This is a genomic window from Candidatus Chloroploca sp. Khr17 (assembly GCF_004138165.1).
Classification (GTDB): Bacteria; Chloroflexota; Chloroflexia; order Chloroflexales; family Chloroflexaceae; genus Chloroploca.
Window position 1 is genome coordinate 1 of sequence record NZ_RYFF01000035.1, and the last position, 19,789, is coordinate 19,789.

The window sequence follows — 19,789 nt, forward strand, 5'->3', positions numbered from 1 at the left end:
TTGTCAGGATGACGTGCGTCAAAGCGGAAGAAGCTGGGCGGACGGTCGTACTGGTCGACCCCGCATACACCTCGCAGCTGTGTTCGTCCTGCGGTGAACTCGTGAAGAAGACGCTGCGCGACCGCACCCATTCCTGCCCGAATTGCGGGCTGGTGATGGATAGGGATCATAATGCGGCACGCAACATCCTGCATCGGGGTCTCCAGTACCTTAGATCGTAGCTTGATGAGTGTGGGGCGGCACACTCTGAAGCCCAGGTGCTTTAGCCCTGGGAGCCGTCACATGCGACTGATCTCGTTTTTTGTTTTTGCATCCCTGGCGCGGGGCGTTCTTGTCCGTATGCGACGTGACCAGACGTTCGGTGTCTGCAAGAGGATGCGCACATCTTCGAGCCATGTGCGGGTCGCGGTATAGTAGACATCGGTCACAATCACGGTGTCGAGATCCGTTGTGCTCTCGGTTTGTAGATACCAGAGTCCGGTAAGCCCGGCTGGTGCATCGTGGCGACGTTGATGCCATTCTTCGGTCAGTTGCGCTGCTTCGGCGAGGCTCAGGGGCTTGACGCCAACCAGTTCGAGATCGCCACGCAACACATTGAAGAATTCTGGCAATCGATGCAACTCCCACTGCTCTAGCCATTTGCCAAGTAGCGTGTAACTTCCATCGTGACGACGAGTGCGAAAGTGGATCAGTTCAAAGGTGTATAAGCGTCCATTCTCTTCGTTGAGGCGCTGGCCTACCTTCACGTCGCGGATCAGCATGCGCCCGCCTGTCGTCAAGAAGTTGAGCAGGCCGATCACGCCGAGCAGCGGGCTCGTGAGCAAAACGAGGAGTAGCGCAACCAAGTTGGTCAGCGTACGCCGTAGTGAACTACGGTTGCGTTGCTTGCTTTCGACCTGACCGATGAGGAATGGATCGACTATTTCGGTCGTTACCTCTTCGACTGGATCGTTCACCGAGCCGGGTGTGACCAGTTTGTGCTCAATATGTACGAGCTGGCCGACGTAGGTATTGTTCAAGATACTACTCTGGATGATAGTAGCCTCATCGTCAATAACTACATTGCTCCCGATGATTGTTCCGAACCCGAGTTCAACCTCCCGCCCGATCCAGGTATGCTGTCCAATATAGACTGGAGGGGCGAGTTTGGCCGTCGGGTGGATCGAATGTTCGCGGCCAACCCAGATCCCGGGGGCGATCTGACGGGCGTCGAGGGAAGGATAGCGGAGCCGATCCGCCGGGCCTGTCATGGCTTCTTCAGGGGCACTGGCGGCATAGGCACTGGAGAGATAGACCTGTTGCGCTTCGTGGTAGTCACGGAAGGTCGCGAGCGGATTCCAGTACCCGGTCATCTGAAAGCCATAGATTGGTTCATTGGCCGCCAGCAGTTCGGGCAAGAGATCGGCCACAATGTCGTAGTGCTCGTGATCAGGAATCGCCCGCAGGAGTTCAGGTTCGAGGATGATTGCTCCGGTGACTTGCAGGCCAGTCGCAGCGGCACCGAGTTCGGTGATGCGCTGGTCGTCGTTCAGGCGTACGCGGGGGTGTTGGTCGCCAGGGCGTGGCGTATGGAGGATCGCCGTCACCTTGCCGCCGTGGGCCTGATGAAACGCCACCGCCTCGGCCAGATCGAGATCGAAGAGCGCGTCTCCCGGCAGCACCAGCGTGGTGGTTTCGAGCAAACTCCCCGCCCAGCGCAGCGAGCCTGCCGACCCCCAGGCTTTGCGTTGCGTCACATACTTGATGTCAAAGCCCCAACGTCTTCCGCCGCCCACATACGCCGCAATTTGGCCCCCACGTTCGTACAGACTGATCAAGACATCTGGACAACCATAACGACCGAGAATTTCGAGCGTGGTGGCAAGCACAGGGCGATCAATGAGCGGGAGGAGGGCTGCTGGCATCGTTGCGGTGAGCGGCCCCAGCTTTGGCTGCTCATCGGTTGCGAGAATGAGTACTTGCATAAGAACGCTTATCGTCCGATCTCAAAAAAGGCCTCGGGCCTAATAGGCTCCACGACTAAAGATCACGGCGGGGATTGTGCGCGTCAGAATCTCGATATCTTTCCAGAGGCTCTGCTCGACAATATACTGGAGATCAAGCTCAACCCAGCGTTTAAAATCGAGATTGCTCCGCCCTGAGACTTGTTGCAGACCGGTGATGCCGGGTATTGCATTGAGGCGCCCAAGTTGTTCATAGCTATAGCGTGCCACCTCACTGGGAATCGCGGGTCGTGGCCCGACCAGGCTCATTTCGCCTTTCAAGACATTGAAGAGTTGCGGTAGTTCATCAATACTAAGTTTACGAATAACCTTGCCCACACGGGTAATGCGAGGATCATCTTTCATCTTGAAGACCGGGCCATCCGCCTCGTTTTTCGCCAGTAACTCGGCTTTGCGACGCTCGGCATCAACATACATCGAGCGAAACTTATAGCAGCCAAAGGTTTCGCCATCTTTGCCCACCCGTTCCTGCTGAAAGATGACCGGCCCTGGCGAGTCGAGCTTGATCGCAACGACTGTACCAATCATGAGGGGGGCCGTGGCAACAATGGCCGCACTGGCAAGCGAGACATCGAGCGCACGCTTCAGGTTCCGCACCACTTTCGTGCGGATTGACCACACGAGCATGCGTGCGCGTAACCGCTGGTTGGCGCGCGAACGCTCAAAGCGTCGCTCGGCGAAGATCGCGACCATCCGGGCTGTCTTGGGGTCATCTGGTGGCTGAGCCATCGCTTCTTACTCCTTTGAAATGCACGCATGGCAGGTTATCGGTACTATGTCCCACTCTACTTTACCTGAAATTTTAAACTATTTCCTTACATCTTGGCAATCTGCAGATGAAGATTACTTCACGTGCTTAGTGCTGATTCCTTCTGGATAGCGCCTTGAGGGGTGATGGGAAGGATGGTTAGATGGTTAAGGATGGTTTTGGTGGGCCTCTCTGCTCTCTCTGCGTCTCTCTCTGTCGCCAGAACTCCTTCGTTGGACTGGTTTTCTGAGGCTATAGTATCACCTTTTGTTCATTCAGGATAGCCCGACTGCCATCACCAATGACAGAGATGTCAGCCTCAGGTGTGGTATGCTACCATCACAAGCAGAGTCGCATTATCGCGTGGCATTGTCCATGCATTCACTGTGTGCTGTCTGGTTATACCTATCTGGTATGCTCTTTACAAGAGGCAATGCAGCTTGAGGTTAGGCAAAGGATACGAGCATGTCGCGCCGGTTTATCTTGCGTTTTATCGAAACATTGTTGCGTCATCGCTGGTTGCATCTCTTGCCTGTGGTGGGCCTGACGCTGCTGGCAATCCCGTTCTTACTGACACCGGTCTATATCTCGCACGCCACGATTTATCTGCAGCGTGATAATCTGCTTGAAACCCTGACGGCCATTCGGCTTCGTGATACGGCCTTTGGTGGCGTCACCGTGGTGAGCCTGGCCCAGATCACGGCCAGCGAGTTTCAGGCCCTGGCTTCAACCGAGGCGTTTGCTTCCGCCGTTATCGCCGAGACGGATCTCCGCGATCAGTTGAATGGTTCCTCTCGTGAGGTTGAGCAGGTGCTTACTCTCTACCGTGAGTCACTTACGGTCGCGGTCCCGGCTGATAATCTGATCCGGTTGGAGCTTGAGGCTGAGCGTCCTGAACTGGCCTATCAATTGGCGATGGCAACCCTTAATGCGTACCGTGCCTGGAATATCAATCGGAGCATTGTTGAGGGCCAGATTGCCCAAACCTTTTTTGCCGAACTGATCGAACCCTATCAGCGGGATCTTGCTGAGGCGCGTGATGCCCAGCGGCGCTATCTTGAACTCTATCCCGATCCTGCCGTCGGCAATCGCCCCGTCGAAGAAGTGCTCGAATTGACTCGCTTGCAGAACGAGGTGACGCTGCTCGAACAGCGCTTGCAGGACATCCAGGATAAAGCCGAACAGGCGCGCCTGGCTGAACTGCAAACCGATCGCGATATTGATCAGACCTACCGGATTATTGATCTTCCCGTTGTTCCTCCAGCGCCAGAACCAATTGTCGCACGTCTGGTGTTGGCAACCATCTTTCCGCTCGCTGGTCTGCTCGTGATGATGATATTTGTCTTCGCACGGATGGCCTTTGATCGCACGTTGCTCTTCCGGATCGACGTATATGAAGAATTGGCGTTACCCGTACTCACCGAGGTTCCTCCGGCGCGTCAGCATCTGGTACCCGCGCCGCACAGCAGAGGGCGTACCGCCCCATCAACACCAATTGATGACCCATTCACCAGAACCGCTACTTCCTGAGCTATAAGGTAGTTTCTCCATGTCGCACTCCAAGGAAGTCATCTTCAAAAATGCCCGGGTCATGCTTGCATCACAGTTGATCACCTGGATGCTCACCCTCGTCTTTTCGATCATCATGCGGCGTTTTCTTGGGCCGGAAGGTTCAGGGCATATCGTGATCGCGATGTCGATCTGGTCCATTCTGGGGGTCTTTATTGGCTTTGGGATGGATATCCTCCTCGCGAAAGAGATTGCCCGTGATCGTGAGCGTGCCGCCGAGTTGCTTGGCACCTCCTATTTCATCAGATTTGTCTTTTACGTGATCAGTGTGACTCTCGTCTATTGGTACAGTGTTGCTCTCAACTTTACGCCTGAAGTTAGGCTGTTGATCCAGGTAGTTGGGATGATGGCCTTCCTGTTTCAGCTCTCCAGCGCCAGTTCAGCGGCCCTCCAGGGGCTTGAGACGATGGAGTATATCTCGCTGTCAGAGATTGTCAGCAAGTTTGCCCATATGGTCTTGGGCATCACTGTGCTCATGCTCGGTTTTCGTGAACTGGCCGTGGCGATTGTGATGACGACCACTGGTCTGTTGATGTTTCTGATGCAAGCCTATTTTCTCTATCGCTACCATCATTTAACGCCGCGGGTGCGCCTGGCGGCGAGCCGTACGATTTTGACGATGAGTCTGCCCTATGTTGCCACCATTTTTGGCATGGTTGCCTATGATGAACTGTCAATCCAGACACTCTCCATCCAATTGGATGCCACCGAGGTAGGGTGGTACGGCGCTTCGATGCAGATTTTTGGTGCATTGCTCTTTGGGGCGGTCATTTTTAATACCGTGACGTTTCCGCCGATGGCGCGTGCCCATAAAGTTAATCCGGAAGGCATGCCTGCCCTGCTCCGTCGGAGCCTTTCCCTGATCTTGATGCTCAGTGTCCCGATTGGCTTTGGTGTTTTTGCCGTTGCTGATCAGTTTATTTATCTGCTCTTTGGGGCTGAATTTGCTCCTAGTGGTGATATTCTTCAGGTGCTCGGGTTTGTGATTATTTTCATGTATCTCAATACGCTCTTTGGACAGTATTTTGTCTCGATTGATCGGCAGCATATCTGGACGATCGTGATGATTGTGACGGCGGTGATGATCGTGCCGCTCAATTTTCTTTTTGTGCCCTGGAGCCAGCGTGTTTTTGGGATTGGCGCAATCGGCGGTGCCTTCAGTTTCCTGGTCACCCAGGCCGGCCAGGTGTTGGCCGGCTGGTTCCTCGTTCCTCGCGGAACCCTTGATGGCAAGGCAATCATCCATTCGCTCAAGGTGGTTGCGGTGGCTCTGATCATGCTCCTGTGTGTCTGGCCGTTTCGTGATCTGTTTCTCGCGCTTCCTATCTTGATCGGGGCGGTTGTCTACCCGACCTTGATTGTTCTGCTGCGGGTCATTGCTCCAGATGATTTACAGATGGTGATCGATTTTGTCCGCAGTGCATTTGTCCGCCTGCGTAAGTCTGCTGCTGATACGGTCAATTAGTCAGAGAAGGGGAGATCGTCTATGTTGTCGCGACGTAAAGAGCGTATGCCAGTCGATGGTGCCGAATATGAACTGATGTTGAGTACGGCTGATGGCAAAGGTATGCTCGCCTTCTCTGGAGAAGTAGTGACGAGTATGCGGCGCATGTTGACGACGCTGATGTATCAGTCCACGCTTCCCCGTAGCATTGCCTGTATCTCGGCGCTGCAACAAGAAGGTGTGAGCTATCTTACCCTCGCCATGGCGACAACGCTCGCCCATGATGTCGAGGCTCGCGTTTGTGCCGTAGAGGTAAACTGGTGGCATCCCGGAATGCATCAGTATCTTGCGGGGCAACCGCCAGCCCTTCGTACGGGGGGCAAACGCAAGCAGCACAAAGCTGCCGCCGCAATGGCGCCGCTGCCGGGCCCTGACGATCCGGGCCTCGGGGCGGTCGTGCAGGGTACGCTGGCGCTCGAAAAGGCCCTTGTGCCGACCGACCGCGCTAATCTGTGGCTTCTCCCGGCTGGTTTTGTGGCCCCCGATGTACGTTCCGCTATTGCCCGTAGTAGTGAACTCAAAGCGGTGTTTGCCTCGCTGGCCGAACAGTTCGATTATCTGTTCATTGATGTGCCGGCTGTGGCGACGAGTAGTGATACGCTCGCGTTGACCTCCCTGGCCGAGGCGGCCTGTGTGGTGGTGCGCCATGGCGTGACCCCGATCAATACGGTCAAGCGTGCCCTTGATGAGGTTAAGCATATGCCCGTGCTCGGTGTGGTCTTGAATCAAGTCAATCTGTCCACCCCTGATTGGATTTTGAGCCTCTTGCCGCAGGAGTAGATGCATGACGCAGTTTATTGTCTTGATGCTCATTTTTAGTGTGCTCGGCATTCTTTTACGCAAGAAGCCCTTTATCTATACCCAACTTGTGCTCGCGTTGATCATTGTGCTCTTTATGGTTCGTTTATATTTTTTTTAATGCGTATGACTCAGCATAATCCATCTGTTGCGTTGCCGACGACGATGCCGTTGATGCAGCGTATTTCGACCCTTGGACAACAACTCGCCTATGCGCGACGCAAGCATGTGCTTTTGTCGCTGGCAGGGCTTGGCTTTAGTCTGCTGGTTGCCCTGGCTTTCTTTCTCCTTGGGCCTGGGCCGGCGGCCCTGGCCTGGCTTATCTTTATGATCGTCGTGGGCACCATTTTCTATAACCCGCGCTATGGAATCTATCTGATCGTTGGCTTTACGGTGGCCGCAGATGGGGTGCTGCTGCCGTGGTACCCGATGAGTAAAAATCTCTCGAGTCCCGAATCGATCATGTATCTTGGTCGGATTGCCAGCTTTAGCCCCCTCGAGATCTTGCTCGCGTTGCTGATGCTCAGCTGGTTTCTGCGTTTGCTCGCAACCCGGCGTTTTACTGTACCCTTGACCCCGATCCTCTTCTGGACGCTGATCTTTGTCGCGTTTGTTGCTCTGGGCTTTGCCTATGGTATCTTTCGTAGTGGTGATACGACGATTGCGCTCTGGTCGATTCGCTCGATGTTTTACCTGCCCATCATGATCCTGATGGTGAGTCAGTATATCGAAACCCGCGAACATGTCCGTGTCCTCTTCTGGAGTGTGCTGTTTGGTCTGACTTTTAATGCGCTCTATGGCTTCTATTTTGTCGCGATACAACTCAATTGGGCTTATGCTGAGTTGAATGAAATTGCCGAGCATCCCTTATCGATTCAGTGGAATACGATCTTTTTGTTGGCGGCGATGTTGATTTTTCTGGCCCGTGCCGAGCCAGTGACCCGCCCGATGCTCTGGTATACGCTCTTGCTCTTGCCGTTCATGCTGGTTGCGTATGTTGGCAATCAACGTCGTGCCGGCTATCTTGCCCTGGCTGTTGCGCTCATCGTCTTTGCGCTGTTGCTCTTCTGGTTTCATCGTCGCATCTTTCTGATCTTTGTCTTGCTTCCTGGCTTGCTCTTTGGCCTCTATCTCGTTGCGTTCTGGAATGTTCAGTCGGCACCAGGTGCTGTGGCGCAGATGATCCGGGCCGAGGTTGATCCTCCCCCCGAAACTCGCGACTCTTCGTCAAACCTTTATCGCGATCTTGAGAATGCGAATCTCTTGTATACGATCCGTCAGGCTCCGTTGCTGGGGATCGGTTTTGGCCATGCGTTCTATAAGCCTTTTCCTATGGCTGATATTAGCTTTTTTATCTGGGCTGATTATATTCCCCATAATTCGATCCTCTGGATCTGGGTGCAGACGGGCCTGGGCGGTTTTTTTGCCATGATGATGTTGATTGGCGTCTCGCTTGCGCTGGGGGTACGCCGTTTATTTCAAGCACCACCTGGTGAGATGCGTGCCTTTGCTTTTGTTGCCTTTAGTTATGTGCTGATGCATGTGCTCTTTACCTACCTTGATATAGCCTGGCAGCCTCAGAGTATGGTCTATCTGGGGGCAATGCTCGGCTTGATCAGTGTGTTTGATCGCATTGTTGCGCATCCCGTTGTGGTGCCACCGCAACGCTGGCCTTGGCAACCGGTGCCTCTGCCTCCCCCTGGCCTCCAGCAACTTTGAGGTGAGGATCACGATGCGTTCTTTTGTTATGTTAATGCTAGGGTTCCTCGTTGCGCTTGGTGGCTGTGGTTCGTTTGCCTCGACGACGGATCAGCCACCCCGCCCAACCGCGACGATCGCTCCGCTCTTTACCGGCCAGGTGCCAACGATTCCGCCGGCGCTCTTCCCAACGGCGCCCCCTCGCCCTACCCGGATTGTCACTGATCCGCCCCGTGAGATGGCGACCCGCCAGGCTGAGGCGAGTCGCGATGCCTCCAGTCAGTTTTTGACGGAGTTTGTCATCTTTGATGATCAATTCGCCCCCGGTTGGGGCGTTGGCGAGAGCTGGAATATGCAAATTCAACTGCAAAATCAGTTTGCAACCTCGGGCCGCACGGCGCTCCAGGTGACGCCGTTGCAATATGGCTTCCGTGGCCTCTTCTTTGCCAATGGCCCCCAGGGTGGTGTCTATCCTCGCGCTGAGGTGCTGGGGATGCGCTTTTATGTCAGCGGTGGGGCCAATGTCCTTGAGCCTGATAGCCTCATTGTTCGGGTGATGGGCAGTAATCGCTATCCCTACCATGTTCAGGGTGATACGTCGGTGCGCTTGCCTGAACGTGGTGCCGATCAGACGCTGGTCTTTCCTGAACTTGGCTTGAGCCAGTTTGGCTTGCGCCGTGCTCTCGAACCTGGTGAATGGGCTGAAATTGAGGTCTGGCTCGATGGTTACGATCAGGTAGACTATACCTATGTGACGGGTCTTGTGCTGATGAATGATGCATCCTATGTCAAGACCTTTTATGTTGATCGAGTGGTGCTGTTACTGCGCCGTTCCTAGCTCTCTCTAGCGAAGGGGTTTTTGATGAAAGATAGATCGATCTGGTTGTTGGGCGTGCTGCTGTTGTGCAGTCTGCTTGGTTTGCAAGCTTGTGGCAGCCAAGCCGCTCAGGTTGCGCTCTCCCCTATCCCTGTTGATGCGTCGCCAACCCCACTCGCGCCGTCAGAGCCGGCGTTACCCTCAGAAGCAGCGCCCGCTCCCTCCCCGGTTGATTACGATGGCACGCTTCAGTTTGATGCAACAGCCTCGGGGCGGGCGATCGATGCGCGCCTCTTTGGTACCAATGTGCCTGCCTGGCTCAATCCGAATGGGTTGGCTGATCCGACCTTGATTGACCGCACGATCACTGCGGGTACAACGGTGATCCGGATGCCCGGCGGTAGTTGGAGCAATCACTACGACTGGCTGGGTTGCCAACTCGGTGACGAGGCGAACTGTTACTGGACCTGGGCCGCCCAGCCGATTCATTTCCTTGAACTGTTGACCCGCGTTGATCAGCAAGGGATGTGGACGATCAATTTCAATGGGACGTCACAAGAAGCTGCGGCGCTGGTGGCTTTCTTTAACGCCTTGCCCGATGATGTGCGTCCGATCGGTGTCGATCGCCGAGGCCGCGATTGGAAGACCGTCGGCCACTGGGCGCAACTGCGCGCTGACCTTGGCTATCCCGAACCAGTGCCGATCAAGCTCTGGGAAATCGGCAACGAAATCTATGGCGGGAAAGAAGATGTTGGCAAAGGCTGCACCCCCTGGGGCTGGGAAGAGGGTGGCTGGACCTGTGATGGCACCGAGTATGTGCTGGGACGTGGTGAAGGCGCTGAACGTGACGAGGGCTTTCTTGATTTTCGCAATGCGATGCAGGCCGTTGATCCTACGATCCTCGTTGGGGCTGTTGGCGTCCCGTTCCAGGATGATTGGAATAACTGGGGCAATGATGTGATCGCTGCGGCGGGTGATGCGATGGATTTCTATGTTGTTCATCAGTATGCCTACTATGAACTGCCACCCTCGATCCAAGAACCGCTCGCTGAACCCCAGCAGACCTGGCAGGCGATCGTCGCTGATGTCCACGCGGCCTTCGACCGCTATGCCGGTGGCCGCCGTGTCCCGATTGCCGTCACTGAATACAATCTCTTCTCGTTCCAGGATTTTGATACCGAACGCTGGATGACACGGGCGATCAATATGCTCCATCTGGCTGATACCATCGGGCAGATGGCCGTGCATGGTGTCGCTATGGGCAACCAGTGGAATCTTGCCAATGGTGAGACCGATAGCTTTGGCAATTATGGCCTGCTTGATGCGGGCAGCCTCGAACGCTACCCACAATATTATGTCTTCCCACTCTGGACGAACTTTGGGAACACGCTGTTGCCTATCGAGTCGTCGTTTGATGCCGCAACAACGCTCAGTGCCTATGCCGGACGCAAGGATGAGCGCACCCTCACGCTGCTGGTCATCAACAAGCAGGGCCAGGCGCAACGTGCGTTGATTGCCCTTGATGGTATCGCTGAGGTCATCGGTGGACGAGTTGATGTGGCGTCGGCTGACTCACTCGAGGCGATGCAGGTGCGTTGGAATGGGGTGGCTGATCCCGCGAATGATCTGAGCGATGCGCCTCCAACCGAGTTGACCGGGCTGAGCAGTCGCTTTATCTACACGTTTGCCCCATACTCTATAAGTTTGTTACAGATCGATATCCGACCTTGATTGAAACGTACCATCGCGCACGCCCCAAAAAGAGCCAGCATTGCTGGCTCTTTTTGCAATCAGCCCACGAAGGAAAACGGGGGCGTGGGGGAACTTGGTTCCCCCATTTTTAGCGTAGCCCTCACAGGTCTCCAAGACCTGTGAGGGCTCATGCGTCCAGGTGGGGCATGGTGTTAGCGCGGCAATACTTCGCCAGCTACAACATCTCCTTCGACAAGACCGCGGAGAATCTCGACTTGACTGGGGGTGACAATGCCTGTGACAATCTCAAGGCGCTGTTCGGTATCACCATCAACTTTATTCACGAAGGAGCGATCTCGTGTGACAATCACTGCTTCAGGTGGCAACCAGAGCGCATTGGCAACGCGCCCGAGCACAATCGTCACCTCAGCAATATCACCGACACTCAGTTCGACACCGGGCGCTTCGTAGCTAATGGCATACTCACTGCTCAGGAAGGCATCATTCGTTGGGAGGCGACCGGGCACACGCGTCACCACGCCCGAAAAGACCTGCCCAGGATATCGGACAAACTCGATTGCTACCGCTTGACCAGGCAACAAACTGGTTGTGGTTCCAAGCGGATCGAGGGCAACTGGCTCTTCAACAATGATCTCGCGGCTGCTATTATTTGCCAGCATAATCACAGGACTGGCCGCACGAACTGCGATCCCTGGCTCGGCCTCTAAGGCCACGACCTGACCGGTCATTGTCGCAATCAGGCGACGACTTTCAATCTGCTGTTCCAAACGGATCACTTCGGCTTGGCTGCGCGCAATTTGCTTGGCGAGTTCGGGATCAGTCTGGGCCTGTTGACGTGCCGCCTCGAGGACGATCTGGGCGCGTGCCACAGCCTGTTCAGCCTGGGCAACATCAAAGGGATCAGGTCCCGCCAGCAAACGATCAAGGTCAGCCTGGGTTGCCGCCACGACAGCCTCAGCGCGACTCACCAGCGCGACTTCATTCGACAGGGCCGTATCGTAGGCAATGCGGGTTCGGCGCACTTCATCTTCGGCTACCCGCAAATCTTCGCGAGCCTGGAGGGAAGCGTTGCGGGTGGTCTCATTCGGATTTTTCTCAAACTCAATCTGCGCTGCAGCAAAACGCTCTTGGACAAATGTCAGGCGTTCGACCGCCGTTTCCATCTCACGGAGGGCCTGATTCTTGACTTGTGAGGCCTCGTTGCGTACATTGGCGAGATCAGCCTCGGCTTGTTGTAGCACGGCGCGTGCCCGCGAAATCTCATCGGGCCTAGCCCCACGCTGAGCGCGGGCTAATTCGGAACGGGCCGCATCAAGATCAACCTGGGCCTGGCGCACTTGTGTTTGCGCAGTAGCTCGCGCACGCTCAAGCGCAACGCGATCCTGCTCGTAAACCACACGAGCCTGGCTCAACTGGGCATTTAGGTCACGTGTATCGAGTTCAGCCAGCAACTGACCTTGCTCGACCATCGCCCCCACTTGCACAAAAATTGCTTTGAGCACCCCGTCTTCGGTAAAAGCCTGCCCCTGTTGAACCTGAACAACCCTGCCTTCAAGGGCTAGTTCGTTGACGATTTCGCCACGTCGCACGGTGAAGAGGGTTCGTTCTGGTTCGGCGACGCTGGGTGTGGGTGTGGGTGCGGTGGGTGTGGGTGCGGGTGCGGTCTCACTCCCACCGGCGGCTGGCGTCTCGGTGGGTGGCGGTGGCGGTGGGGGGGTGGCAACCGCACATGCCCCCAGAAACAGGGCCAACGTTAACAAAAAGAGCAATCTGAAATGCATACACGAACTCCGAACCATGACCACAGAGTTAGGACTGCTATAGTCAAAACAAGAAAGCTTGCTGGTTGTCACAGCCTAGCTTGTATCTTATCATTAGTGTACCTCAAGCGCGAGTCGGATGGTGACAGATACGCACCTTTTGTCGTCTGAATGACAAACTTTTTAACAAGCATGTCGCGCTTTGCAACTCGGTGTACATAGCGATCTGGTATAGTGATATGATAGGGATGGAACTAGTGATGGATTTTGAACGAGGATTGAGCGTATGCTGCGTCTAATCACCTTGCGTTTTCTTGAAACAATTTTTCGTAACTATCGCCTCTATATATTGATTTTGGTCGCTGCCTTGCTTGCCGCTCCGGCGATCTTCTTTCTGATCCCACCCAATTATCAGTTGCGCGGTACCGTCTATGTGCAGCGTGACTCGTTGCTGACGTCGCTCTCTGATGTTACCCAGGTGACGCAATATACCAGCCCCTCACAGGCCACGCTCTCTGAGGTCGTCTCGCTGATCTATACCGACTCGTTTGCGAGTGATGTGCTCAAAGAGACCTCTCTGCGCAACAATGTGCTTGCTGAAGGCCGTTTTCGTGAACGTGCGCTGCGTGATTATCGCGACGCAATGATGGTGATGGCCGAAGGTGTGAATATTGTTGTCTTTGTTGCAACGCATCCTGATCCTGTGCTTGCGCAACAAATGGTCAATGAAACCATGAATGCCTATGTCGACTGGCGGATGACCTTTGAGCGTACTGATAGCGAAGTGGCGCGCGATTTCTTTGCGGATCTCATTGTTCGTTATGAAGAAGACCTCGCCCGGGCGGAACGGGCCTTGTTTGACTATCTGATGCTGTATCCTGACCCGATCCGTGGCGAACGCCCGTCTGAGGAGGTCTTTGAAATAAATCGGCTGCAGTCGCTGGTTGCTCAGGCGGCAAATCGACTGGCCGATGCGAAAGATAAGGAAGAGAATGCCCGCCTATCGCTCGCTAAAGTGAATAGCGAGGCCTTGCAACGCTATCTGGTGATTGACTCGCCCGCGATTCCTACCCAGCCGCCTTCTCTGCTGCGACGAGCCATCTTTGTGTTTGGTGGTTTCCTGGCAGGTGGCTTCTTCCTAATCCTGGTCCATATTATCCTGTTGATGCTCGTTGATCGGGCACTCTACTTTCCGACAGATGTGCAGTATGGTTTGAAGGCACCTACGCTTGCGATGGTTCCGCTGATCCAGCATCGCTCATCCAGCAACATGCGGGTCAGTTCATCTTCACGCTCTGATCCTGGTGCCGCAGGTGCGGTTTCGCCTGTGAAGAGTTGATCAAATAAAGCAGGTTCTGGCATGGATATTGTCCTCACGCTCCTCCGCGCCGGTTTGCTCGCTTCTGATCTGATCCTGGCCGTCCTTGTGGCCTATTTGCTCTTGTTGACCGCTGCGGCATTCTTTGCGCCGCGCTTGACCCCGCAACACGGTGGTGCTCCACGCCACCGTTTCGCTTTTTTGATCCCTGCCCATAACGAAGAGCAGTTGCTGCCCGAGGTGCTCGCGAGCCTCCATCAACTCGATTATCCGCACGTGTTGCGCCAGTTTTTTGTCGTGGCCGATAATTGTACCGACCGTACCGCCGAGGTGGCCCGATCCGCCGGGGCCATTGTCTACGAACGCCACGATCAGACGCTGCGCGGCAAGGGCTATGCGCTCAATTGGCTGGTCGAACAGATCGCTATCCGCAATGAAACCTATGATGCCGTCGTCATCCTTGATGCCGATACGGTTGTTTCGCCTAATTTCTTGCGGGTCATGGATGCTCGTTTTGCTCGTGGCGAACGCGTCATCCAGTCCTATTATGCCGTCCGGAATGCCGAAAGTTCGTGGAGTACCTCCCTCCGTGCGGTGGCATTGATTGTTTTGCATTTTCTGCGCCCCCAGGGGCGCATGGTGCTCGGTGGTTCGACTGGTCTCAAAGGCAATGGCATGGTCTTCGCTACCGATATTGTCCGCCGTCAGCCGTTTACCGGTGGCCTGACTGAGGATATTGAATACCATATGGAACTCATCCTTGATGGTGAGCGCACCATGTTTGCCCCCGATGCCGTGGTCTGGGCCGAGATGCCGAATACGCTTAAGGCCGCCGATTCACAGCACGCACGCTGGGAACGAGGGCGGGTCGAGATGGTGCGCCGTTTTGTGCCGCGTCTCTTGCGTGAGTCGCTTCAGCGCCGCGATTTTATGCTCTTTGATGCCGCGATAGAGCAACTGATCCCGCCCTTTTCGGTGTTGGCAGGGGCTAGCGCCGCCGCGCTTGGGGCCGGTGTTGTGCTGCGCAGCCGTCCGGCGGTGATCATTGGCACAGCCCTGATCGGCGGGCAGGCCGTCTATGTCTTGGCGGGCCTCGCTATGGCAGGTGCTTCGCCAAAGCTCTATCAGGCGCTCGTGTATGCACCAGGCTTGGTGGTCTGGAAGATCTTGCTCTATCTACGCGTGCTCTTTGGGGCCGGCCCCAAAGCCTGGGTGCGTACCACCCGTAACTGAGGAGAAGTTCGTGTACGTGGAAACAGCCAGCTTAGCTGGCTGTTTCCACGTACACGAACAGAAATCCACCATTCTGGCACTCAAAACAAAAGAGTGCTAAAATACCCCTTGACAAAATCCCCCCGCTTGAGTATTATACACAACGGTTAGCACTCGTGCTTGATGAGTGCTAACACTTCTCACGTCAGTCAAGTCAGTAAGATGGAGGGATAACGATGACCGATTTCCGTATCCGGCCCCTCGGCGACCGTGTAGTGGTCAAGCCGATGGAGCGCGAGGAAAAGACGAAGAGTGGGATCTTCTTGCCCGATACGGCCAGCAAAGAGCGCCCCATGGAAGGCACGATTCTGGCTGTGGGTGAGGGCCGCCGCGATGATAGTGGCAAGCTCGTCCCGATGAATGTCCGTGCTGGTGACAAGGTAGTCTTCGCGAAGTATAGTGGCACCGAGTTCAAAGTTGACGAGGTCGAGTATCTCATTCTGTCAGAGAAGGATATCCTGGGCATTATCCAGGCCTAATTGTTGAGGAGCATTACGAGATTATGGCTAAGCAGATTTATTTCAACGAAGAGGCTCGCCGCTCGCTCAAGCGCGGTGTAGATATGGTGGCCGATGCGGTCAAGACGACGCTTGGGCCCCGTGGCCGCAATGTGGCGATTGATAAGAAGTTCGGCTCGCCTACTGTTACCCACGATGGTGTCACGGTTGCCAAAGAGATTGAACTGAGCGATCCTTTCGAGAATATGGGTGCCCAGTTGCTCAAAGAGGCTGCCACCAAGACTAATGATGTCGCCGGTGATGGCACGACAACCGCGACGGTGCTCGCCCAGGCCATTGTCACCGAGGGCCTCAAGGTTGTCGCCGCTGGTGCCAACGCGATGCTGCTCAAGCGCGGCCTCGACCGTGGTGCCGAGGCGCTCGTTGCCGCTATTAAGGCCAGCGCTACCCCCGTCCGCGACCGCGTTGATATCGCCCACGTTGCGACTAACTCGGCTGCCGATACCGAGATTGGCGAGTTGATCGCCGAGGTGATGGAGAAGGTCGGCAAAGATGGCGTCATCACCGTCGAAGAGTCCAAGGGTGTGGCTTTCGAGAAAGAGTACACCGAGGGCATGCAGTTCGACCGTGGCTATATCTCGGGCTATATGGTGACCAGTGTCGAGCGCCAGGAAGCTGAACTCGACGATCCCTATATCCTGATTACTGACAAGAAGATTAGCAGCATCCAGGAAGTGCTGCCCGTCCTCGAGAAAGTTCTTCAGGTTACCAAGAACTTTGTCATTATCGCTGAGGATGTTGACGGCGAGGCGCTCGCGACCCTGGTGGTCAACAAGCTCCGCGGGACGATCAATGCCCTGGCAATCAAGGCCCCTGGCTTCGGCGACCGCCGCAAGGCGATGCTGCAGGATATCGCGATCCTGACCGGTGGTACCGTGATCTCTGAAGAGGTTGGTCGCAAGCTCGATAGCGCGACTATTGATGACCTCGGCCGCGCCCGCAAGGTGGTGGCAACCAAGGACGATACGACCGTTGTTGAGGGCCGTGGCGATGAGAGTGCAATCCGCGCTCGTATCGACCAGATCCGCGCTCAGATTGAGACGACGACCAGCGACTTCGATCGCGAGAAGCTCCAGGAGCGTCTGGCGAAGCTCGCCGGGGGCGTGGCCGTCATCAAGGTTGGTGCCGCAACCGAGCCCGAGCTCAAGGAGAAGAAGCACCGTGTCGAGGACGCGCTCAGCGCGACCCGTGCGGCCGTCGAAGAGGGTATCGTTGCTGGCGGTGGCGTCGTTCTGATCAATGTCGTCGCGGCCCTTGATAATGTCAAGGTTGCTCACGACGATGAGAAGGTCGGCATCCAGATCCTTCGCCGTGCCCTTGAAGAGCCTCTGCGCATCCTGGCTCGCAACGCTGGCGAAGAGGGTTCGGTCATTATCGCCAATGTGCGTCGCTATCAGGAAGAGACCGGCGATAAGACCCTGGGCTACAATGTGCTGACCGGTGAGTATGGCAGCATGATCGAGCAGGGCATTATTGACCCGGTCAAGGTGACCCGCAGTGCGGTGCAGAATGCGGTCTCGATTGCAGGCATGATCCTGACAACCGAGGCGCTCATTACTGACCTTCCCGAAGAGAAGAGCGCTGCCGGCGGTATGCCCGGTGGTATGGGTGGTATGGGCGGCATGGGCGGTATGGACTTCTAAGAGGTTCAAGCGCCGACACAAAAACACGCCAGCAAAGCTGGCGTGTTTTTGTGTGCCGAGGATGTATGTTCTAGGGTGCCCAGCGATACTCTAGTTTCACTGGCTCACGCTCGGTCAGTACCCGCAAGCCCAGCGGATCAACTGGTTGTTGCGGGGCGCTCAGCCGACTCAAGAGCAGGCTGCGTAACGAACTGCTCTGCGTATAGCGTACGACCAGCGCGGTCTCGAGGCCAGCGAGTTCGCGCGCCCCGGCGATGGCTTCGTCGAGGTTGCCCAGTTCGTCAATCAGGCCCAGCTCGAGCGCCTGGTTGCCGGTGTAAATGCGCCCGTCAGCCAGTTCGCGTACCCGAGCCTCGTCCAGGCCGCGCCCCTCGACAATGACCTGCACAAAGCCATTGTAGGCCTCGTCAACAATGGCTTGCAGCACGGCGATCTCTTCTGGCGTGGCTTCGCGGGTCGATGACCCAATATCTTTGAGCTCGCCACTTTTGTAGACAATGCTCTGCAAGCCGAGTTTCTCAAAGGCCCCTTCGATGTTGATGGTCGAAAGGATGACCCCCAGGCTGCCCGTCAATGTATCGGGGTTGGCATAGATGCGGTGGGCCGGTGCGCTAATATAATAGCCGCCACTGGCTGCGGTTGATCCCATCGAGACAACCAGAATCTTGCCTTGCTCACGCAAGGCACGGAGTTTCTCGTGCAACTCGCTGCTTGCCACCACACCTCCCCCGGGGCTGTCCACGCGCAAGACGACAGCCTTGACGCGATTGTCGCTGCTCGCCTGGCGGATCTGGCTCAACAGTTGTCCCTGCGAGAGTTGCAGGCTAAACGGGTCGGCGGCTGCGCCAATGGCCCCACTCACCTCAATAATCACAATGCGATCGGTGCCTGAACCTTCCACCAGTTGTTCTTCCCAGGGTGGTGAAGCGATTGGCCCGATGCTGGTGTTGCTGCTGCCCGCAGCAAGCAGCAAAGCGAACCCGCCGAGTGGCAAGAGCGCACAGGCAAAAATAATCCCAAGAATGATCGAGACCGCAATGATCCAGCCCCGCGCGGCTGGCTTTTGCGGTGCTGGTTGTTCGACAGACATCTAGCCTCCTTCTGTGGGTCGTTGTACGACCTTGATCGCCGTGCTCAGACGACGGATCGCTGCTTCAATCTGATTGCCAGGCAACTCGCTGAAGGCCAGACGAATATACGCTTCGCCTGAGCCATCGGTATAACAGCGTGTCCCGGGCAGAATTTCAACCCCGTGCTGGAGGGCAACCGGGGCCAGTTGGCTCGCCTGGACGCCGTGTGGTAGCTGCAACCAGATAAAGAAGCCCCCATCTGGTTCGATGAAGGTGGCTTCGGGTATGTGACGACGCAGCGCCTGACTCATCGTAGCACATTTTAGTGCATAATGAGCACAGAGATCCGTAATATGTTGTTCGAGCCGACCGTTGGCGCTAAACCTGGCCACCAGATGGGTCACGAAGGGGCTGCTCGCCCCTTCCAATTTGAACATTTGTAGACGTGCGATCAGTTCGCGGGGGCCGTGTGCCCACCCCACGCGTAGCCCTGGGGCAAGAATCTTGGAAAATGTACCGACGCGTAGCACCCATCCTTCCTGATCGAGTGCCGCCATCGGTGGCAATGGCTCACCACGAAAACGTAGATCAACATACGCATCATCTTCCACGACCAGTACCCCATAAGTGGCGGCAAGTTCAACAATTCGCTGGCGCCGTTCCAGGCTCAATGTAACGCCAGCGGGGTTCTGGAAGGTCGGAATAGTATAGAGAAATTTGGGACGAAGATTTTTGCGCTTCAGCGCTTCCAGGGTTGTCGCGAGGGCTTCCACATCAAGCCCATGGGCATCAACTGGCAGCCCGATCATCTGTGCCCCTGCCCGCTTGAATTGACGTACGGCCCCCATAAAGGTTGGAGCCTCGACCAGCACGGTATCACCAGGCTCGATCAACACCCGGGGCAAGAGCCCGAGGATCTGCGACGAACCGTAGGCGACGAGAATCTCGTCTTCATGAGCCTGTACGCCCTCGTGGTGCAGGCGCTCGGCAATCAAGGTGGTTAACGCAGGTGCCACAGGCGCATAATTCAAGGCGTCATTCAGATGTGAAGCCAAGATCTTGGCCGTTGTGTCAACCAGTTCTTCCTGGGGAAACAACGCCGGATCAGCCAGTCCATAGGCCAGTGAGAGCGGCGGTTCTCCATCCGTCTCAAGGGAAGGCCCCCAGAGCGGGGGCAATGCTTCGCGTGCGCGGGCTGTATAGAGGTCGGCAAGTTGCATATGAGTTTCTATCCTTATTCTGGGCTGACACCCTAAACCCAAGGTTCCTTCTGGCGAAAGATGCCAGCAAAGCTGGCATTTTCTTGTGCTGGCGCAAACAGCCAGCGAACCTGGCTGCTTGCGCCAGCACAAGCGAAA

17 protein-coding genes are annotated in these 19,789 nt (G+C 55.8%); 12 read left to right on the forward strand and 5 right to left on the reverse strand.

Features of this window, described 5'->3' with window-relative positions; translation table 11 throughout:
• The coding region (locus tag EKD05_RS18025; RefSeq protein ID WP_165360790.1) for a zinc ribbon domain-containing protein at positions 1 to 221 on the forward strand (221 nt) is incomplete at its 5' end.
• A 57-nt stretch (positions 222 to 278) separates the two neighbouring features.
• Here EKD05_RS18025 and EKD05_RS18030 read toward each other — a convergent pair.
• Both EKD05_RS18030 and EKD05_RS18035 read right to left on the reverse strand, forming a co-directional pair.
• On the reverse strand, positions 279 to 1,964 hold the full coding sequence (locus EKD05_RS18030) for a sugar transferase (protein ID WP_129675352.1): 1,686 nt from the start codon (positions 1,962 to 1,964) through the stop codon (positions 279 to 281).
• A gap of 39 nt (positions 1,965 to 2,003) precedes the next feature.
• A complete protein-coding gene (locus EKD05_RS18035; protein WP_129675355.1) occupies positions 2,004 to 2,732 on the reverse strand; it encodes a sugar transferase in 729 nt (242 codons plus the stop codon).
• A gap of 484 nt (positions 2,733 to 3,216) precedes the next feature.
• Between EKD05_RS18035 and EKD05_RS18040 the strand changes: the two genes are divergently transcribed.
• From EKD05_RS18040 to EKD05_RS18065, 7 genes are read left to right on the forward strand one after another with little or no spacing between them, the layout of a single operon-like run.
• Positions 3,217 to 4,281 (forward strand): hypothetical protein, encoded by a 1,065-nt coding sequence (locus EKD05_RS18040; protein WP_129675357.1) that lies wholly within the window; start codon positions 3,217 to 3,219, stop codon positions 4,279 to 4,281.
• 19 nt (positions 4,282 to 4,300) lie between these two features.
• Entirely contained in the window at positions 4,301 to 5,785 is a 1,485-nt protein-coding gene (locus tag EKD05_RS18045) for a flippase (RefSeq protein ID WP_129675360.1), read from the forward strand.
• Between the two features lie 21 nt (positions 5,786 to 5,806).
• A complete protein-coding gene (locus EKD05_RS18050; protein ID WP_129675363.1) occupies positions 5,807 to 6,604 on the forward strand; it encodes a CpsD/CapB family tyrosine-protein kinase in 798 nt (265 codons plus the stop codon).
• A gap of 4 nt (positions 6,605 to 6,608) precedes the next feature.
• A complete protein-coding gene (locus EKD05_RS27005) occupies positions 6,609 to 6,743 on the forward strand; it encodes a hypothetical protein (protein ID WP_255427234.1) in 135 nt (44 codons plus the stop codon).
• A 5-nt stretch (positions 6,744 to 6,748) separates the two neighbouring features.
• Positions 6,749 to 8,341 carry an O-antigen ligase gene (locus EKD05_RS18055; protein ID WP_165360791.1) on the forward strand — a complete coding sequence of 531 codons (1,593 nt, stop codon included), beginning with the start codon at positions 6,749 to 6,751 and terminating at the stop codon, positions 8,339 to 8,341.
• Positions 8,342 to 8,354: 13 nt separating this feature from the next.
• Positions 8,355 to 9,158, forward strand: coding sequence for a hypothetical protein (locus tag EKD05_RS18060; protein ID WP_129675370.1), 804 nt, complete (start codon positions 8,355 to 8,357; stop codon positions 9,156 to 9,158).
• A 24-nt stretch (positions 9,159 to 9,182) separates the two neighbouring features.
• Positions 9,183 to 10,868: an alpha-L-arabinofuranosidase gene (locus tag EKD05_RS18065; protein ID WP_129675373.1), complete on the forward strand. Its 1,686-nt coding sequence runs from the start codon at positions 9,183 to 9,185 to the stop codon at positions 10,866 to 10,868.
• Positions 10,869 to 11,041: 173 nt separating this feature from the next.
• Here EKD05_RS18065 and EKD05_RS18070 read toward each other — a convergent pair whose 3' ends face one another.
• Positions 11,042 to 12,631: a biotin/lipoyl-binding protein gene (locus EKD05_RS18070; protein WP_129675376.1), complete on the reverse strand. Its 1,590-nt coding sequence runs from the start codon at positions 12,629 to 12,631 to the stop codon at positions 11,042 to 11,044.
• 265 nt (positions 12,632 to 12,896) lie between these two features.
• On the opposite strand from EKD05_RS18070, the gene EKD05_RS18075 reads away from it, so the two are divergent.
• The 4 genes from EKD05_RS18075 to groL all read left to right on the forward strand — a co-directional run bounded on the left by EKD05_RS18075 (position 12,897) and on the right by groL (position 17,361).
• Positions 12,897 to 13,949 (forward strand): hypothetical protein, encoded by a 1,053-nt coding sequence (locus EKD05_RS18075; protein ID WP_129675379.1) that lies wholly within the window; start codon positions 12,897 to 12,899, stop codon positions 13,947 to 13,949.
• A 21-nt stretch (positions 13,950 to 13,970) separates the two neighbouring features.
• On the forward strand, positions 13,971 to 15,161 hold the full coding sequence (locus EKD05_RS18080; RefSeq protein ID WP_129675382.1) for a glycosyltransferase family 2 protein: 1,191 nt from the start codon (positions 13,971 to 13,973) through the stop codon (positions 15,159 to 15,161).
• Between the two features lie 215 nt (positions 15,162 to 15,376).
• Positions 15,377 to 15,679: a co-chaperone GroES gene (gene groES / locus EKD05_RS18085; protein ID WP_129675385.1), complete on the forward strand. Its 303-nt coding sequence runs from the start codon at positions 15,377 to 15,379 to the stop codon at positions 15,677 to 15,679.
• A gap of 23 nt (positions 15,680 to 15,702) precedes the next feature.
• Positions 15,703 to 17,361 carry a chaperonin GroEL gene (gene groL / locus EKD05_RS18090; protein WP_129675388.1) on the forward strand — a complete coding sequence of 553 codons (1,659 nt, stop codon included), beginning with the start codon at positions 15,703 to 15,705 and terminating at the stop codon, positions 17,359 to 17,361.
• Between the two features lie 70 nt (positions 17,362 to 17,431).
• Here groL and sppA read toward each other — a convergent pair whose 3' ends face one another.
• Complete coding sequence (gene sppA, locus EKD05_RS18095; protein WP_129675391.1) at positions 17,432 to 18,451, reverse strand: signal peptide peptidase SppA; 1,020 nt, start codon at positions 18,449 to 18,451, stop codon at positions 17,432 to 17,434.
• Positions 18,452 to 19,651 (reverse strand): PLP-dependent aminotransferase family protein, encoded by a 1,200-nt coding sequence (locus EKD05_RS18100; RefSeq protein ID WP_129675394.1) that lies wholly within the window; start codon positions 19,649 to 19,651, stop codon positions 18,452 to 18,454.
• Between the last annotated feature and the right edge of the window lie 138 nt (positions 19,652 to 19,789).

Coding starts and splice junctions, on each gene's coding strand:
- EKD05_RS18030 (WP_129675352.1), bottom strand. CDS start 1,964: ATGCAAGTACTCATTCTCGCAACCGATGAGCAGCCAAAGCTGGGGCCG.
- EKD05_RS18035 (WP_129675355.1), bottom strand. CDS start 2,732: ATGGCTCAGCCACCAGATGACCCCAAGACAGCCCGGATGGTCGCGATC.
- EKD05_RS18040 (WP_129675357.1), top strand. CDS start 3,217: ATGTCGCGCCGGTTTATCTTGCGTTTTATCGAAACATTGTTGCGTCAT.
- EKD05_RS18045 (WP_129675360.1), top strand. CDS start 4,301: ATGTCGCACTCCAAGGAAGTCATCTTCAAAAATGCCCGGGTCATGCTT.
- EKD05_RS18050 (WP_129675363.1), top strand. CDS start 5,807: ATGTTGTCGCGACGTAAAGAGCGTATGCCAGTCGATGGTGCCGAATAT.
- EKD05_RS27005 (WP_255427234.1), top strand. CDS start 6,609: ATGACGCAGTTTATTGTCTTGATGCTCATTTTTAGTGTGCTCGGCATT.
- EKD05_RS18055 (WP_165360791.1), top strand. CDS start 6,749: ATGACTCAGCATAATCCATCTGTTGCGTTGCCGACGACGATGCCGTTG.
- EKD05_RS18060 (WP_129675370.1), top strand. CDS start 8,355: ATGCGTTCTTTTGTTATGTTAATGCTAGGGTTCCTCGTTGCGCTTGGT.
- EKD05_RS18065 (WP_129675373.1), top strand. CDS start 9,183: ATGAAAGATAGATCGATCTGGTTGTTGGGCGTGCTGCTGTTGTGCAGT.
- EKD05_RS18070 (WP_129675376.1), bottom strand. CDS start 12,631: ATGCATTTCAGATTGCTCTTTTTGTTAACGTTGGCCCTGTTTCTGGGG.
- EKD05_RS18075 (WP_129675379.1), top strand. CDS start 12,897: ATGCTGCGTCTAATCACCTTGCGTTTTCTTGAAACAATTTTTCGTAAC.
- EKD05_RS18080 (WP_129675382.1), top strand. CDS start 13,971: ATGGATATTGTCCTCACGCTCCTCCGCGCCGGTTTGCTCGCTTCTGAT.
- groES (WP_129675385.1), top strand. CDS start 15,377: ATGACCGATTTCCGTATCCGGCCCCTCGGCGACCGTGTAGTGGTCAAG.
- groL (WP_129675388.1), top strand. CDS start 15,703: ATGGCTAAGCAGATTTATTTCAACGAAGAGGCTCGCCGCTCGCTCAAG.
- sppA (WP_129675391.1), bottom strand. CDS start 18,451: ATGTCTGTCGAACAACCAGCACCGCAAAAGCCAGCCGCGCGGGGCTGG.
- EKD05_RS18100 (WP_129675394.1), bottom strand. CDS start 19,651: ATGCAACTTGCCGACCTCTATACAGCCCGCGCACGCGAAGCATTGCCC.